This window comes from Variovorax sp. M-6, from assembly GCF_052114385.1.
Lineage (GTDB): Bacteria > Pseudomonadota > Gammaproteobacteria > Burkholderiales > Burkholderiaceae_C > Variovorax.
Map to the genome: position 1 here is coordinate 76,496 of NZ_JBFREQ010000028.1, position 14,600 is coordinate 91,095.

Sequence of the window (14,600 nt, forward strand, 5' to 3'; positions counted from 1 at the left end):
GCTCCTGGGTACTTTCCTGCGAAAACGCGTATAGGGCGATTTATGGGTGAAAGAGGTGCCCAAGGGCGACGATTCTCCTCTTCCGCGGCCCCACTAGTCAAGCGCGGCTGTGGGTTCCGTTCCGAACGTACGCGGACATTTATGGGCCCCGATGCTGCTTTCCAAACATCCTAAGACTTGCGTACTTATGTGCGCCAGCGGGGACCCGCAGCGCCTTGCACCGTAGGGGGCTAGGCGGGCAACGCATTGGGGAGGTAAGCAGAGCACTCCGCTTCGAGTGGTGGGGAGATTGCCACGTGTTACAGTCGCGACAGAGGTAGTTCCTAACGCACGATTTCAGGGAACGCTTTTGGTTTCGCGCGACAGGCATGGATGCGAATCACAAAGCAGATGCTCCGTGGGAGCGCTTCGACAGAGTTTGTTGCCTCCGATCAGTGCTAGGCTCGACTTTTGCTTCGGAGGCAGGGGTGAACCTGCGGCGACTCAAGTACTTCGTGAAGATCGTGGACATCGGCAGCCTGACGCAGGCCGCCGAGGTTCTTTTCATTGCCCAGCCTGCGCTGAGCCAGCAACTGGCCACATTGGAGGGCGAAGTGCGGCAGCAACTGCTGGTGCGCACCAAGCGCGGCGTGACGCCGACCGAGGCCGGGAAAGTGCTGTACCGCCATGCGCAGATCATCCTGCGCCAGTGCGAGCAGGCGCAGATCGACATGGAGGCCGCCGGGCAGGGCGTCTCGGGCCAGGTGTCGGTGGGCCTCGCGCCCGGCACGGCGGCGGCGGCGCTCTCGCTGCCCTTGCTGCGCACGGTGCGGGCGCGCCATCCCGGCATCCTGCTGTACCTGAACGAGAACTACGGCACCACGCTGAGCGAGCTGATCATGAACGGCCGGATGGACCTGGCCGTGCTCTACGGCGACAAGGCGATCCATGGCCTGACCTTCCTGCCGCTGCTGAAGGAGCCCTTGTTCCTGGTCGGGCCGGCGTCGATTCCGGCACCGGCCCAACCGGTGAGGCTGGCCGACCTGCGCGACATGGAACTCTTCCTGCCGCGCCCCTACAACGTGGTGCGCAAGCTGGTCGATGCGGCCTTCAGCCGGCTGGGCGGGGCGCCGCGCGTCGTGGCCGAAATCGAATCCGCCTTCACGCTGACCGCGGCCGTGGCCGATGGCCTGGGTGCGACCATCTTGCCGGCTTCGATGGCGCGCGAGGTGGTGGCGGCTTGTGGCGCCTGGCAGTTCCAGATCGTCGACCCGGTGATCGAGGCGCCGCTGGCCCTGTGCCAGTCGGACCACCTGCCACTCTCCGAACCGGCGCAGGCGGTGAAGGACATCCTGCTCGAGCTCGTCACCGAGCTGTCGAACAACGCCGCCGCGACCGTGGAGCCGGTGCTGGCCAAGGCGTCATAAGCCGGCCTTATCCCGGCACAGCCAATCCGTCTTTGGCTTCGCGGCCTTCGCGGGCTACCGTTCATGCCTGCCGTCACGCGTTCGCGGAATGCGTCGGCCACCAAGGAGATCCCGCCCTTCAGCGGCGGGTCCGGCATGAACCAGGAACAGATCAGGATCCTCATCGACGCACTGGCGGCCTCGGAGCTGTCGGAGCTGGAGTACAGCGAAGACGGTTGCACGTTGCGGCTGGTGAAGCAGGGGGCGTCGGCGTCGTTGGCCCGCGCCGGACGCGGAGCGGAGGATGCATCCGCCGATCTGCCTGGCGAATCCCGAGAGCCTTGCGTCGACCTTGCAGCGAACCCGGTCGAATGCCTGGCGCCGCTCTATGGCGTGATCCACCTGCAGCCCTCGCCGGGCGAGCCGCTGTTCGTGCAGCCGGGCCAGCAGATCGCGGCCGGCCAGACCCTGTGCGTGATCGAGGCGATGAAGGTCTTCAACGAAGTGCGCGCCGAGGCCGACGTCACCATCGCCGAGGTGCTCGTGCGGTCCGGCGACGAGGTCGAGGCCGGCCAGCCATTGTTCCGCCTTGCCTGAGAAGGACGCCATGTTCGACACTGTCCTGATTGCGAACCGCGGCGAGATCGCGTTGCGAATCCTGCGCGCCTGCCGCGGCCTGGGCCTGAAGACGGTGGTCGCGCATTCCGAGGCCGACCGCGATGCGATCTATGTGCGGCAGGCCGACCAGGCGCTGTGCATCGGTCCGGCCAGCCCTGCCCAGAGCTACCTCGATCAATCGGCGCTGCTCTACGCGGCCGAGGTGAGCGGTGCGCAGGCGGTCCATCCCGGCTACGGATTCCTGTCGGAGAACGCGGGTTTCGTCGAGAAGGTCGAGCAGGCCGGATTGCGTTTCGTCGGACCGAGCGCCGCCTGCATTCGCGTGATGGGCGACAAGGTCGCGGCCAAGCGTGCGATGCGCCGGGCCGGCGTGCCCTGCGTGCCGGGGCCGGACGACGGGTTGCCCGACGATCCGGAGGCGGTGCGCGCGCTGGCACGCGAGGTCGGCTACCCGGTGATCGTGAAGGCGGCCGGCGGCGGCGGCGGTCGCGGCATGCGCGTGGTCCGGCAGGAGGCCGAACTGCTGGAGGCGCTCGCGCTCACGCGCGAGGAGGCGCGACGCGCCTTTGGCAATCCCGAGGTCTACATCGAGAAGTTTCTGCTGCATCCGCGGCATGTGGAGATCCAGGTGCTGGCCGACAGCCACGGCCAGGCCATCTGGCTCGGCAGCCGGGACTGCTCTCTGCAGCGCCGGCATCAAAAGGTGATCGAGGAAGCCCCGGCGCCCGGCATCGACGAGGCGCTGATCGCCGCGGTGGGGGAGAGCTGCGCGGCGGCCTGCCGGCAGATCGGCTACTGCGGCGTCGGCACCTTCGAGTTTCTCTACGAGAAGGGCGCCTTCTACTTCATCGAGATGAACACGAGGCTGCAGGTGGAGCATCCGGTGACCGAGATGACCACCGGCATCGACATCGTGCAGCAGCAGCTGCGCATGGCGCGCGGCGAGCGGCTGGCGATCGCGCAGGTCGACGTTCCCTGCCGGGGCCATTCGATCGAATGCCGCATCAACGCGGAGGATCCGGACAGCTTCGCGCCGTCGCCGGGGCGCATCACGGGCTGGCGCGTGCCCGGCGGCTTCGGCGTGCGCTTCGATTCGCACGCCGCAGAGGGCTATCGCGTGCCGCCGTACTACGACTCGATGATCGGCAAGCTGATCGTGCATGGCGCCAGCCGCGAGGACGCGCTGGATCGCATGCGGCTCGCGCTGAGCGAATTGCAGGTCGACGGCATCGCCACCAACGTGCCGCTGCACCGCGCGCTGCTGCAGGACGAAGGCTTCGCCACCGGCGGCGTCGACATCCATCACCTCGAGCGCTGGCTTCAGCGCAGGAGCGCATCGTGAACCCCTCGACAACCGGATCGATTCCGACGGTGAGCCTGCTGGGAACCACCGCGCTGCTCTTCGAGGCTCCGGGCGCGATGGAGCTGCATTCGCAGCAGCGCATCTGGGCACTGGCGAAGGAGGCGGCCGGATGGCCCGAGGTGCGCGAGGCCGTGCCCGGAATGAACAACCTCATGCTGAGCTTCGTTCGCCCGCCGCGCGCGCTCGATGCATTGAAGGCCCGGCTGGACGCCGCCTGGGAATCGGTCACGCCGCTCGCCCGCGAAGGCCGCGTGGTCGAGCTGCCTGTGCGCTATGGTGGTGCCGGCGGTCCGCACATGGCCGACGTGGTGGCGCACACCGGTCTGTCGGTCGAGGAGATCGTCGAACTGCACAGCGCACCGCTGTATCCGGTGTATGCGCTGGGCAGCCATCCCGGCTACTGCTACCTGGGCGGCATGGACCCGCGCATCGCGACGCCGCGGCGCAAAGTGCCGGTGCTCAGCATTCCGGGCGGCGCCGTGTCGATCGGCGGGGCGCAGACCGGCGTCTCGGCCTCTGCCGGGCCGAGCGGCTGGAACACCATCGGCAGCACCACCATGGTCTTCTTCGACCCGGCGCGGAATCCGCCGGCCACGCTGCAGCCGGGTGACCGCATCCGCTTCCTGGTCGAAGGGATAGACAAATGATCGAGATACTCTCCAACGCCGCCCTGGCGACCGTGCAGGACCTCGGGCGCGTGGGCGGTCTGCGCTTCGGCGTGGGGACCGCCGGTGCCATGGACGACCTGGCACTCGCCGCGGGCAACCTCCTGCTGGGCAACGAGGCCGGCGCTGCGGGCATCGAGATTCCGGTCTTTCCATTCAAGGTCCGCTTCGCCGAGGATTGCGCCTTCGCATTGACCGGCGCGGACTGCGGCGCGAAGCTGGACGCGCAAGCGCTGCTGCCGTGGTGGACGCACCAGGCGCGCGCCGGCCAGGTTCTGACGCTGGGCCTGCCGCAAGGCGCGCAGCGCGCGAGCCGTGCGCTGCTGTGCCTGCCGGGCGGCATCGATGTGCCGGAGGTGCTGGGTTCGCGCAGCACCCAGATGCGTGGCGCCTTCGGTGGGCATGAAGGGCGGGCGCTGCGCAAGGGGGACGTGCTCGGCGCGGCCGAGCCGAAGCGCGCCTGCCGCACGGGCTTCGGCCTGGTGCCGCCGGCCATCGCCCTGCCTCTGGAAGTCGACGGGCGGGTCGCATTGCGGGTCTTGCCGGCGGCTGAATACCTGGGATTCGAGGCCGCGTCGCGCGAGGCCTTCTGGGCCGGTGAATGGCGCATCACGGCGCAAAGTGATCGCTACGGCTACCGGCTGGCCGGAGAGGCCCTGCAGCCGGTCGCTCCGATGGAAATGCGTTCGCATGGCATCGTGCCCGGCGTGATCCAGGTGCCCCATAGCGGGCAACCGATCATCCAGATGCGCGATGCGCAGCCTTCGGGCGGCTATCCCAAATTCGGCACCGTGATCGAGGCCGATCTGTGGCGACTGGGCCAGGCGCCGATCGGCAGCCGGATCCGCTTCATCGAGACGACCTGGGACGAGGCCGTGGCCGCGCTGGAACAGAAGGAAGCCTGGCTGGCGAAGGTGGTGCGCATGGTGGCACTGCACCGCAGCGGGCCGATGGGGGTCGCTGCATGAAGAAGGCGCCTCATGAGCTCCGCGAGATCGCCGGCTGGATGGCGGCGACGGACATCGGCTTTCTCGAACTGCGGATGCCCGGCGAGACCGTGCGGCTGGGGCGGCAGGGCGAGGCGGTCGTGCCGCTGGACCTGGACCCCATCCTGCCCGGCGAGGCCGCAAGGCCGGTCGCCCGCGGGGCAGCGGTTCCGACCCGGCCAGGGCCCGATGTCGACACCGTGACCGCCGCTTCCGTCGGCGTGTTCCTCCACGCTCACCCCTGCGCGACGGCGCCCTTCGTGCGCGTCGGCCATGGTGTCCAGGCCGGCCAGGCGCTCGGACTGCTGCGCATCGGCGTCCTGCTGCTGCCGGTGGCCGCCTCGCGAGCAGGCACCGTCGCCGCGCTGCGGGCCGACGACGGCGCGACTGTCGGCTACGGCACGGCCCTGGTCGATCTGCATCCCGACTGATGAAAAGGAACAAGGCACCATGGACATGGACCTGAACGCGGATCTGGGCGAAGGCTTCGGCCCCTGGCGCATGGGCGACGACGAGGCGCTGCTGGGCCTCGTCTCCTCGGCCAACGTCGCCTGCGGCTTCCACGCCGGCGACCCGCAGATCATGGACCGCACCGTGCGCACGGCGCTGGCGCGCGGCGTGGATGTCGGCGCCCATGTCGGCTTCCCGGACCTGGCCGGCTTCGGCCGCCGCCCGATGCAGATGGACACGCGCGAGTTGGTCGCCGCGGTGGTCTACCAGCTCGGAGCCCTGGCGGGTATCGCGCGCACCGCGGGGCACCGCATGACGCACATGAGCTTCCATGGCGCGCTCGGCAACCTGGCGGCGGCGGATGCGGAACTCGCGGCGCCGCTGGTGCGGGCGGTGGCGGACTTCGACCCGTCGCTGACGATCAGTTCCTCGGCCAGCCGGGCCATCGAGGATGCGGCGGAGCGCTGCGGCCTGCGCATTCGCACCACCTTCCTGGCCGACCGTGCCTGCGACGAAGCCGGGCTGCTGATCCCGCGCAAGATGCCGGATTCGGTGATCCATGACCCCGAACGCGTATTGGCCCGTGTCCGGCAGCTGCTGGAGGAGGGAACCGTCACCACCTACGGCGGCCAGAAGATCCCGATGCGCGTGCACTCGATCCTGGTCCACGGCGACACGCCCGGCGCGGTGACGCTGGCGCGCGGGGTGCGCAAGGTGGTCGAGGCGCACGGCCGCGTGGTGCCGATCTCGCGCCAGTCCGACTGAAACGAGCGGTCGAAGGGGCACGGACATGGTGCTTACCCTGACTCGGAGCGCCCCCTTCCAGGGCGACATAAGGGGGCCTTATCGCTCCACAGCCAAACCGTCTTGGCGCGCCGAACCAGCGGTCGATACAGTGAATTCAGCGCGCACCGAAAGTGCATTCGACCAGGGTGCGACCGGCTGCCATCCCACAGAAAGAAAGTGACCCAGATGCCCTTCTCCGACTACAAGACCGCCCTGGTGACAGGTGCCTCCTCCGGCATCGGCGCCGCCGTCGTCGAACGCCTCTGCAAGGAAGGCCTGCAGGTTCATGCGCTGGCCCGCAGCGGCGACAAGCTGAAGGAACTCGCCGCCCGCACCGGCTGCATCCCGCACGCCATCGACGTCAGCGACCTGCACGGCGTGACCGCGCTCACCAAGGAGGTCGACTTCGACGTGCTCGTCAACAACGCCGGCGTCGATCGGCCGGGCTCGATCCTGAAGGCCGACGCCGAAGGCATCGATCTGCTGGTGGACGTCAATCTGCGCGCGGTGCTGCATCTCTGCCGGCTGGTGGTTCCGGGCATGGTGGCGCGCGACAGCGGCCATGTGGTCAACATCAGCTCGATCGCCGCGGCCTACAACTTCGGTGGCAACAGCACCTACCACGCGACCAAGGCGGCGGTGAGCATGCTGTCGCGCCAGCTGCGCGTCGATTGCTTCGGCAAGCGGGTGCGCGTGACGGAGATCTGCCCGGGCCGCGTGGCGACCGACATCTTCGCGCACGTGCACGGCGACTCCGAGGAGACACGCCGGCGCTTCGTCGAAGGCTACGAGTTGCCGGAGGCTGCGGACATCGCCAACGCCATCGCCTTCGCCATCGCGGCGCCTGTCGCGGTGAACATCGGCCATATGGAGATCACGCCGACCTTGCAGGTGCCCGGCGGCCTTTCCACCGCCAAGCCGGAGACGTTGCGGGCCTGAGGCCGCGAGTTCACGCAAGAGCACGCCATGAAGGACTTCGACCTCCTTGCGATCCTGCTGAAGCCCGAGTTCGGCGCCATGCTGCTGCACGGGATGGCGCTGACCCTGAAGATCGCGGTCGGCTCCTGGCTGCTCGCGATGTCGATCGCCGTCGTGCTGCTGGTGGTCCGGCTCAGCGCCAACCCGGTGGCCGAGCGGGCCGTGGTGGCCTATGTCTCCTACCACCGCAACGTGCCGACGCTGGTGCAGCTGATGCTTTGGTACTTCGGCATCTTCAGCCTCCTGCCGGACCCCGTGCAGGACTGGCTGTCGAACAACAACGCCGAGGTGCTGATGTCCATCGTGGCGCTCGGCCTTTGCCAGGCCGCCTATTTCAGCGAGGACATGCGCTCCGGCCTGCGCGCCATCCCGCCAGGCCAGTCCGAGGCGGCGCGTGCGCTGGGACACGGCTACATCGGCGCGATGCGGCACGTGATGCTGCCGCAGGCGGTGCGCAATGCGGTGCCGGCGCTGGTGAACCACAGCGTGTCCCTGTTCAAGAACAGCAGCCTGGCGATGGCCATCGGCGTCGCGGAACTGACGCATGCGGTGAAGGAGATCGAGAGCCAGAGCTTCCGGACATTCGAGGCGTACAGCATGGCGACTCTGATGTACCTGCTGGTCTCGCTGCTCATCATGGCCGTCGGCGCCTGGGTTGCGCGCCGCTACCGCGTCGCCGGGGCGAGGTGAGACATGTTCAGCATCTTCGACATCCTGCGCGACAACTGGCTGCTGCTGCTGGTCGGCCAGTACCCGAACGGGCCGATGGGCGGCATCGTTGCCACGCTCATCCTCTCGGTGCTGGGCATCGTGCTGGCCTTCCCGGTGTCGGTGATGCTGGCACTGGCGCGTCTGTCCCCCTGGCGCGCGCTGCGCTGGCCGGCGACGGTGCTGGTGTACATCGTGCGCGGCGTTCCCTTGCTGATGGTCATCCTGTGGGTCTACTTTCTCGTGCCGATCCTGATCGGGCGGGACGTGTCCGGCTTCACCACGATGCTGTGCACGCTGGTCATCTACGAAGGCGCGTACCTCTCGGAAGTGGTGCGCGCCGGCATCCAGGCGCTGCCGAAGGGGCAGAGCGAGGCCGCCCGCGCCCTGGGCCACAGCCACCTGGGCACCATGGCCTACGTGATCCTGCCGCAGGCCCTCTACAACATGCTCCCGAGCATGCTGAGCCAGTTCATCTCCACCATCAAGGAGACCACGCTGGGCTACGTGATCAACGTGCAGGAACTCACCTTCGCTGCCAACCAGATCAACAACCAGCTGCTGACCAAGCCGTTCCAGGTGTTCTTCATCCTGGCGATGACCTACTACGTCGTCTGCTTCAGCCTGACCCAGCTGGCGCAATGGCTGGAGCGGCGGATCGCCCACAAGCGGCTCGGCAGCGCGACACCCGCCACCACGGAAGACGGCGTGCCGCTGCCACCGGTGGCAGCCAACTCCTGACACCGCGATTCGACGGTGAGCGAGACACACAGAACGGAGACAGACCATGGAAACTCTTGAACAACCCAGCGCACGGTCGAAGCCGCGCGAGGACGACACGATGATCCTGTTCTCCGGAATCAACAAGTGGTACGGCGACTACCAGGCGCTCGCCGATGTCAACGCCGAGGTGAAGAAAGGGGAGGTGGTCGTGGTCTGCGGTCCCTCGGGCTCCGGCAAGTCGACCCTGATCCGCACCGTCAACCGGCTCGAGGAGATCAAGTCCGGCCAGTTGCTGTTCGATGGCCACGACATCCACGCGCCGATGAGCAGCCATGCGCTGAACAAGCTGCGCAGCCGCATCGGCTTCGTGTTCCAGAGCTTCAACCTGTTCCCGCATCTCTCGGTGCTGGACAACATCATGCTGTCGCCGATGAAGGTGCTGGGCGTCAAGCGAGCCGACGCCAAGGCAAGGGCCGGCCAGTTGCTGGAGCGTGTCGGGCTGTCGAACAAGGCGAACGCCTATCCGGCGCAGCTCTCGGGGGGCCAGCAGCAGCGCGTTGCGATCGCGCGGGCGTTGGCGATGGAGCCGCCGGCGATGCTGTTCGACGAGCCGACCAGTGCGCTCGACCCGGAGATGGTCGGCGAGGTGCTGTCGGTCATGCGCAGCCTCGCCAACGAGGGGATGACCATGATGTGCGTCACCCACGAGATGAACTTTGCGCGCGAGGTTGCCGACCGCGTCTGGTTCATGGACGCCGGCCGCATCCTGGAGAAGGCCGACCCGGAGACCTTCTTCACCAGACCCGAGCACCCGCGAGCGCAGCGCTTTCTCTCGGACCTGCGCGCGCACTAGTTCCCTGTCTACTTTCTTTCACCTCGGTGACTTTCCAGGAGCTCTTCATGTCGAATGCCAACGTGTTTCGTCTTGCCGCCCTCGGTGCGGTGTTCTGCGCAGGTTCGCTGTCGGCGTATGCCGACCAATGGAGCGACATCAGCGCGCGCAAGGAGCTCAAGTGCGGCACTTTCGCGGACGTGCCGCCATTCGCAGCGCCGGACCCGAAGACGCGCGAGATGGTCGGCCACGACGTGGACCTCTGCAATGCCATCGCCAAGGAACTCGGCCTGACGGCCAAGGTGACGCCGTTGTCCGTCGAGGCTCGCGTGCCCGAGGTCAAGCTCGGCCGCGTCGACGTGACCATCGCCAACCTGGCCTACACCAAGAGCCGTGGCGAGCAGATCCAGTTCAGCGATCCGTATTACGTCGCCAAGGAAATGCTGGCGGTCAAGGCGTCGGACCCGGGCACCACCAAGGCCGATTTCAAGGGCAAGCGCCTGAGTTCGACCAAGGGCTCGACCTCGGAGCTGTCCATCAAGATGAACGGCTCCGAACCCGTCACCTTCCAGGACACGGGGTCGGCCTTCATGGCGGTTCAGCAGAACAAGTCGATGGGCATGGTCGCCAACACCATGACCATCACCAAGCTGGTCAACCAGTCGAAGACCGAAGGCGTGCCACTGAAGATGATCAAGGATCCGATGGTGTTGCAGCCGATCGGCATCGGCATGAAGAAGGACGAGCCCGTGCTTCTGTCCAAGGTCAACGAGGCGCTCTACGCCCTGGAGAAAAAGGGCGAGCTCGACAAGCTGTGGAACAAGTGGCTCGGGCCGAACACCGAGTACAAGATGACGCGGGACGAGAAGGTCATGCCGCTGGCCGACCTGAAGTTCGAACTGCTGCCTTGATGGCCGGTCGAGCGAGTGCGGCCGGGTTTGCGGGTCGGCGGCGCCCGCCTCAGAGCCGCGCCAGATCGGGCCCGTCCTTGGGACCGAACCACGCGCGCCGGTAGGCCTCGCGGGCCGTGCGCTCGGCCTTGGCATCGCCCTTCCTGCGCTCGACCTCGGCCAGCCCTGCCAGCGCCCAGCCGTTGTTGCGGACGCGCGCCAGGGAATCCCTGAACGCCTGCTCCGCCTCGTCGAGCTTGCCCTGGCGCAGCCGGACCGAACCCAGCGATTGCCGCACCGGGTAGTACCAGTACGGCGGCTCGGTGTAGGCGAGCGCGTCTTCGATGGCGATGGCCTCCGTGTAGGCCTTGGCCGCACCGTCCAGATCGCCTGTCGCGTCGGCCAGCCGCCCGGTGGCGACCAGGCCCGCGGTGCGCACGATCTCCTTGGCCGGCAGCCCCCAGGGCTCGAAAGGCTTGAAATCGGCGCTGCGTTCGATGGCGGAGATGGCGTCGATTTCCTGCTGCGCGCCCGCCTTGTCCTTGCGTGCCGCGAAGGCGACGGCGCGCGCGTAGTGGTACATGGTCGATACCAGCACCACCTCGTCGGACGGAGGCGGGAGCTTGAGGATCGTGTCCGCATCGCTGAATTGCGCACGCGTCGTGTAGTGCGCCGCCTTGATCGGCTGCAGGATCGGGAACATCTTCACCAGTTCGCCCGGAACCGAGGCGTCGAGCTTCGAGGCCGCATCGATCGCCGTCTTCGCGTCGCCGCCCATCTGTGCGGAGACCATCACGAAGTGGATGTTGTGCGGGTAGTAGGCCGCCTTGTAGAGCGGGTCCGACGGGGAGGTCTTGAAGTAGTTCTCGTCGACCTGGATCGCGCTGAGATTGGCCTCCAGCGATTCGCGGTACATGCCCACGCGGTAGTAGATGTGCGCGGGCATGTGCACCAGGTGGCCGGCGCCGGGCACCAGGGCACCCAGCTGCTTCGCGTAGGGCAGAGCGCGCTCGGGCCGGGTGGAAGCCTCCACCGCGTGGATGTACAGGTGGATGGCGCCGGCGTGCGCAGGGTTGCGTTTCAGCACCGTCTCGAGGGCGCCGAGGATGTCCGCGCCGCGTCCCTTCGGCTGGGCGCCGCCGGCCTGCCAGTAGTCCCAGGGCTGCGTGTCCATGGCCGCCTCGGCATACAGCGCCTGGAGCGTGTCGTCGGCCGGGAATCTGGCCGCCACGGCCTTCATGGCGTCCGCATAGGCGCCGTCCAATCCGCTGCGGTCGGGTGGGGCGTCGGCGGCGTAGCGTTTCTCGAGCGCGCCGATCAGCATCCGCTCCTTCTCGCTCGACTGCCCCTTGAGCGCCACCGCCTTGGCGAGCGCGGCCAGCGCCGGCGCGTTGGCCTCCGGCATCATCGGTACGTTGATGTTCGGGCCCAGCACCAGCGCCTCGCCCCAGAAGCACATGGCGCAACGGGGATCGAGTTGCTGCGCGGCCTGGAACGCGCGTTGCGCCTCGGCGTGATTGAAGGCGAAGGACAGGCGCAAGCCCTGGTTGAAATAGGCCTGGGCCTTGGGGTCGTGCGTGCTGATCGGGAACGCCAGCGTGCCGAGGTTCCGATAGAGCGGCACCGTACCGCCGGCAGCCTGCATCGGCACCGGCTGGAAGGGGGTCGTCTCGCTCTTGACGCGGATCAGCGCCTTGAGCATCGCCGGCGGCCCGGTGACCACTGGTGCGCAGGCGCGGCCCGGCTCCGACAGCAGGGGGTCGAACGTGGATGCCCGACCCCCTGCGCCGACCCCGTCGGCCACCAGCAGGCTGGACGATGCGATGGCAATGGCGGCCGTCGGCAACACCTGGCGGCCAAACATGGAGCGGTGGCGCATTGGCATGGCGTTTCCCTCTCGGAGTCGAGGCGGGACCCGCTGCGCGTGGGCAACTGGCCCGTCAGTGGATGGGCCGGATACAGCAAAAAATTCTGGCATCCCCCGAGGGACCGCGCAATAGGCCATTGGGACGGGCGCCTTCATCCTCATGGACATGGCCCGGTTCCGCGCCAGCAAGGATGCCCGTGAGGCGCGCTCTCGTCACCGGGGCCGTTTGGCCGCGTGGTAGCGGCCGGCCCCGCGAGTGATGACCGTATCGCCAGGCAGCACGTTGCCGGGCTCGTACTCGGGCATGCCCGCCACGCGCGCGTAGTGGGGGGCGAAGTCGATGTGCGCCAGCTCCAGCAACTCGTCGAGACTGTCCAGGACAAAGTAGGTTTCCTGGAAATCGTCGATGCGATAGCGCGTTCGCATGACGCGTTCCAGGCCGAATTGCAGCCGATTGGGCGAACTGTCCTCGACGGAGAACACGGTCTCCGTGGCGGACGAGGCGATGCCCGCACCGTAGATCCTGAGTCCATCGGGCTGCCGCACCAGGCCGAACTCGACCGTGTACCAGTACACACGCGCAAGCTGCTCGAGCACACCGAGCTTCTTGGCGCGCAATCCGCCTTCGCCGTACGCCTGGATGTAGTCGGCAATGGCGGGGTTCATCAGCATGGGCACATGGCCGAACACGTCATGGAAGACGTCCGGCTCTTCCAGGTAGTCCAGCTGATCGGGCTTGCGGATGAACCGACCCGACGGAAAGCGCCGATGGGCCAGGTGCTCGAAGAACACGTCGTCCGGAATGAGCCCCGGCACCGCGACAACCTGCCAGCCCGTGCGCTTCAGCAGCGCGACCGAGAGCTCCTCGAAGTTCGGGATCCGGTCGGAGCCGATCGGCAGGTCTTTCATCCCCTGGAGAAACTCGTCGCAGGCGCGTCCGGGGAGGAGGGCGCTCTGGCGCTCGAAGAGCGTCTTCCAGACACCGTGCTCCTGCGCGGTGTAGGAAGACCAGCCCTGGTCGATCGTCCAGTCCGGGCGTTCCGGGCGATGCGCCTCGTCCGCGGCCAGGCCATGCCGAGCCGTTTCGTTGAGTTGTCTCAGCATGTTCAAGACTCCATGCAGCCAATGCAATCTTCGGGACCGGGCCGCCCCGCCTGCGCCCATGGTAATGAAATTTGCGAGTTCCCTTGCGGAACCTGACCATGCGCTGGTGAATGCGAGGCGGCTACCTTGAGATGCAGGAAGAGAGGGTATTGTCGATGGATGAGGCGGGTAGTGTGAGGTGGGAAGCGTGTAGTCAAAGGTTTCTAACTGATATACCGTGCTTGTACAGGCGAACCCTCCACTCCCCTTCAGGCCACCAACCGATACCCCACTGCAATTTCAGTGATCAGATGCCGCGGCTGTGCCGGATCGACCTCGAGCTTCTGCCGCAGATGTCCCATGTAGATGCGCAGGTAGTGGCTCTGCTCGCCGTGCGTCGGACCCCACACTTCTCGCAGCAGCTGACGCTGCGTGAGCACCCGGCCCGCATTCGCCACCAGCACCGACAGCAGCCGGTATTCGGTGGGTGTCAGATGCACCTCCGCGCCTGCACGCCGCACCAGGCGCGCGCTGCGGTCGACCTCGACGTCTCCGAAACGGAACAGCGCCTCGGGCTCGTCGCTGCCGTTGGCCGTGCGCGGCCGGCGCAGGTTGGCGCGCACGCGGGCCAGCAGTTCGCCGGTTCCGAAAGGCTTGGTCAGGTAGTCGTCAGCGCCGGCATCGAGCGCGGCGATCTTGTCGGCCTCGTCGCTGCGTGCGGAGAGCACGATGATCGGCACCGCCGACCAGCCGCGCACGTCCCGGATCAGCGAGATCCCGTCGCCGTCGGGCAGGCCGAGGTCCAGCACCAGCAGATCGGGCTGGCGCGTGCCGGCGGCGGCCAGGCCCTCGCGCAACGTGCCGGCTTCGTGCACCTGCCAGCCCTCCGCTTCGAGCGCGCCGCGCACGAAGCGACGGATCTGCGGCTCGTCCTCGATCACGATGGCAACAGGAGTGGACATGGATTCAGTCTGAAATGGCGATGGGTTCGGTCGACTCGGGCGGTTCGCGCCGAGGAAGCGTGACCGTGAATTCTGCCCCGCCGTCCGATGCATTCCCGGCCGTGATCTCGCCGCCGTGCGCGCTCACCACCGCCTTGCAGATCGCCAGCCCGAGCCCGACCCCGGGCGTCGCCGACTCGGCCTGGCCGCGCGTGAACTTGTCGAACAGCGTCTGCTCGCGGCCCCGCAGCGCGGCAGGCAGGCCGGGGCCGTGGTCGCGCACCTGAAGCACCAGCGCATGCTCGGTGACGTGCGCGCCGACCAC

Annotated in this window: 16 protein-coding genes; 12 read left to right on the forward strand and 4 right to left on the reverse strand. The window is 67.5% G+C overall.

Features of this window, described 5'->3' with window-relative positions; translation table 11 throughout:
* Positions 1-467 precede the first annotated feature (467 nt).
* The 12 genes from nac to AB4Z46_RS26565 all read left to right on the forward strand — a co-directional run bounded on the left by nac (position 468) and on the right by AB4Z46_RS26565 (position 10,405).
* On the forward strand, positions 468-1,406 hold the full coding sequence (gene nac / locus AB4Z46_RS26510; protein ID WP_442286532.1) for a nitrogen assimilation transcriptional regulator NAC: 939 nt from the start codon (positions 468-470) through the stop codon (positions 1,404-1,406).
* Positions 1,407-1,541: 135 nt separating this feature from the next.
* The gene (locus AB4Z46_RS26515; RefSeq protein WP_442286549.1) at positions 1,542-1,982 is read left to right on the forward strand and encodes an acetyl-CoA carboxylase biotin carboxyl carrier protein; all 441 of its coding nucleotides are present in this window, start codon (positions 1,542-1,544) and stop codon (positions 1,980-1,982) included.
* 10 nt (positions 1,983-1,992) lie between these two features.
* Positions 1,993-3,345 carry an acetyl-CoA carboxylase biotin carboxylase subunit gene (gene accC / locus AB4Z46_RS26520; protein WP_442286533.1) on the forward strand — a complete coding sequence of 451 codons (1,353 nt, stop codon included), beginning with the start codon at positions 1,993-1,995 and terminating at the stop codon, positions 3,343-3,345.
* Positions 3,342-4,013 (forward strand): 5-oxoprolinase subunit PxpB, encoded by a 672-nt coding sequence (pxpB, locus tag AB4Z46_RS26525; protein ID WP_442286534.1) that lies wholly within the window; start codon positions 3,342-3,344, stop codon positions 4,011-4,013. Before accC ends, pxpB begins: the two co-directional genes overlap by 4 nt.
* The gene (locus AB4Z46_RS26530; RefSeq protein WP_442286535.1) at positions 4,010-4,999 is read left to right on the forward strand and encodes a biotin-dependent carboxyltransferase family protein; all 990 of its coding nucleotides are present in this window, start codon (positions 4,010-4,012) and stop codon (positions 4,997-4,999) included. The genes pxpB and AB4Z46_RS26530 overlap by 4 nt, the downstream gene beginning before the upstream one ends.
* Positions 4,996-5,448: an acetyl-CoA carboxylase biotin carboxyl carrier protein gene (locus tag AB4Z46_RS26535; RefSeq protein ID WP_442286536.1), complete on the forward strand. Its 453-nt coding sequence runs from the start codon at positions 4,996-4,998 to the stop codon at positions 5,446-5,448. The genes AB4Z46_RS26530 and AB4Z46_RS26535 overlap by 4 nt, the downstream gene beginning before the upstream one ends.
* A 19-nt stretch (positions 5,449-5,467) precedes the next feature.
* Positions 5,468-6,232: a LamB/YcsF family protein gene (locus AB4Z46_RS26540; RefSeq protein ID WP_442286537.1), complete on the forward strand. Its 765-nt coding sequence runs from the start codon at positions 5,468-5,470 to the stop codon at positions 6,230-6,232.
* A 207-nt stretch (positions 6,233-6,439) separates the two neighbouring features.
* Positions 6,440-7,192: an SDR family oxidoreductase gene (locus tag AB4Z46_RS26545; RefSeq protein WP_442286538.1), complete on the forward strand. Its 753-nt coding sequence runs from the start codon at positions 6,440-6,442 to the stop codon at positions 7,190-7,192.
* Positions 7,193-7,219: 27 nt separating this feature from the next.
* On the forward strand, positions 7,220-7,921 hold the full coding sequence (locus tag AB4Z46_RS26550) for an amino acid ABC transporter permease (protein ID WP_442286539.1): 702 nt from the start codon (positions 7,220-7,222) through the stop codon (positions 7,919-7,921).
* Between the two features lie 3 nt (positions 7,922-7,924).
* Positions 7,925-8,680: an amino acid ABC transporter permease gene (locus AB4Z46_RS26555; protein WP_442286540.1), complete on the forward strand. Its 756-nt coding sequence runs from the start codon at positions 7,925-7,927 to the stop codon at positions 8,678-8,680.
* 100 nt (positions 8,681-8,780) lie between these two features.
* Positions 8,781-9,515 (forward strand): amino acid ABC transporter ATP-binding protein, encoded by a 735-nt coding sequence (locus tag AB4Z46_RS26560; RefSeq protein WP_442286550.1) that lies wholly within the window; start codon positions 8,781-8,783, stop codon positions 9,513-9,515.
* A gap of 47 nt (positions 9,516-9,562) precedes the next feature.
* Positions 9,563-10,405 (forward strand): ABC transporter substrate-binding protein, encoded by an 843-nt coding sequence (locus tag AB4Z46_RS26565; protein ID WP_442286541.1) that lies wholly within the window; start codon positions 9,563-9,565, stop codon positions 10,403-10,405.
* A 49-nt stretch (positions 10,406-10,454) separates the two neighbouring features.
* Here AB4Z46_RS26565 and AB4Z46_RS26570 read toward each other — a convergent pair whose 3' ends face one another.
* The 4 genes from AB4Z46_RS26570 to AB4Z46_RS26585 form a co-directional block, all read right to left on the reverse strand.
* Positions 10,455-12,269, reverse strand: a complete 1,815-nt coding sequence (locus tag AB4Z46_RS26570; protein WP_442286542.1) for a tetratricopeptide repeat protein — start codon at positions 12,267-12,269, stop codon at positions 10,455-10,457.
* A gap of 195 nt (positions 12,270-12,464) precedes the next feature.
* Positions 12,465-13,355, reverse strand: a complete 891-nt coding sequence (gene phhA, locus AB4Z46_RS26575; protein WP_442286543.1) for a phenylalanine 4-monooxygenase — start codon at positions 13,353-13,355, stop codon at positions 12,465-12,467.
* A 248-nt stretch (positions 13,356-13,603) separates the two neighbouring features.
* Positions 13,604-14,296 carry a two-component system response regulator KdpE gene (gene kdpE / locus AB4Z46_RS26580; RefSeq protein ID WP_442286544.1) on the reverse strand — a complete coding sequence of 231 codons (693 nt, stop codon included), beginning with the start codon at positions 14,294-14,296 and terminating at the stop codon, positions 13,604-13,606.
* Between the two features lie 4 nt (positions 14,297-14,300).
* A partial coding sequence (locus AB4Z46_RS26585) for an ATP-binding protein (protein ID WP_442286545.1) occupies positions 14,301-14,600 on the reverse strand: 300 nt, incomplete at its 5' end.

What these genes read in the sequence shown, in the direction of transcription:
- AB4Z46_RS26555 (WP_442286540.1), top strand. Translation starts at nt 7,925, where the DNA reads ATGTTCAGCATCTTCGACATCCTGCGCGACAACTGGCTGCTGCTGCTG.
- accC (WP_442286533.1), top strand. Translation starts at nt 1,993, where the DNA reads ATGTTCGACACTGTCCTGATTGCGAACCGCGGCGAGATCGCGTTGCGA.
- AB4Z46_RS26545 (WP_442286538.1), top strand. Translation starts at nt 6,440, where the DNA reads ATGCCCTTCTCCGACTACAAGACCGCCCTGGTGACAGGTGCCTCCTCC.
- phhA (WP_442286543.1), bottom strand. Translation starts at nt 13,355, where the DNA reads ATGCTGAGACAACTCAACGAAACGGCTCGGCATGGCCTGGCCGCGGAC.
- AB4Z46_RS26570 (WP_442286542.1), bottom strand. Translation starts at nt 12,269, where the DNA reads ATGCCAATGCGCCACCGCTCCATGTTTGGCCGCCAGGTGTTGCCGACG.
- AB4Z46_RS26550 (WP_442286539.1), top strand. Translation starts at nt 7,220, where the DNA reads ATGAAGGACTTCGACCTCCTTGCGATCCTGCTGAAGCCCGAGTTCGGC.
- AB4Z46_RS26540 (WP_442286537.1), top strand. Translation starts at nt 5,468, where the DNA reads ATGGACATGGACCTGAACGCGGATCTGGGCGAAGGCTTCGGCCCCTGG.
- AB4Z46_RS26535 (WP_442286536.1), top strand. Translation starts at nt 4,996, where the DNA reads ATGAAGAAGGCGCCTCATGAGCTCCGCGAGATCGCCGGCTGGATGGCG.
- AB4Z46_RS26565 (WP_442286541.1), top strand. Translation starts at nt 9,563, where the DNA reads ATGTCGAATGCCAACGTGTTTCGTCTTGCCGCCCTCGGTGCGGTGTTC.
- AB4Z46_RS26560 (WP_442286550.1), top strand. Translation starts at nt 8,781, where the DNA reads ATGATCCTGTTCTCCGGAATCAACAAGTGGTACGGCGACTACCAGGCG.
- AB4Z46_RS26515 (WP_442286549.1), top strand. Translation starts at nt 1,542, where the DNA reads ATGAACCAGGAACAGATCAGGATCCTCATCGACGCACTGGCGGCCTCG.
- kdpE (WP_442286544.1), bottom strand. Translation starts at nt 14,296, where the DNA reads ATGTCCACTCCTGTTGCCATCGTGATCGAGGACGAGCCGCAGATCCGT.
- AB4Z46_RS26530 (WP_442286535.1), top strand. Translation starts at nt 4,010, where the DNA reads ATGATCGAGATACTCTCCAACGCCGCCCTGGCGACCGTGCAGGACCTC.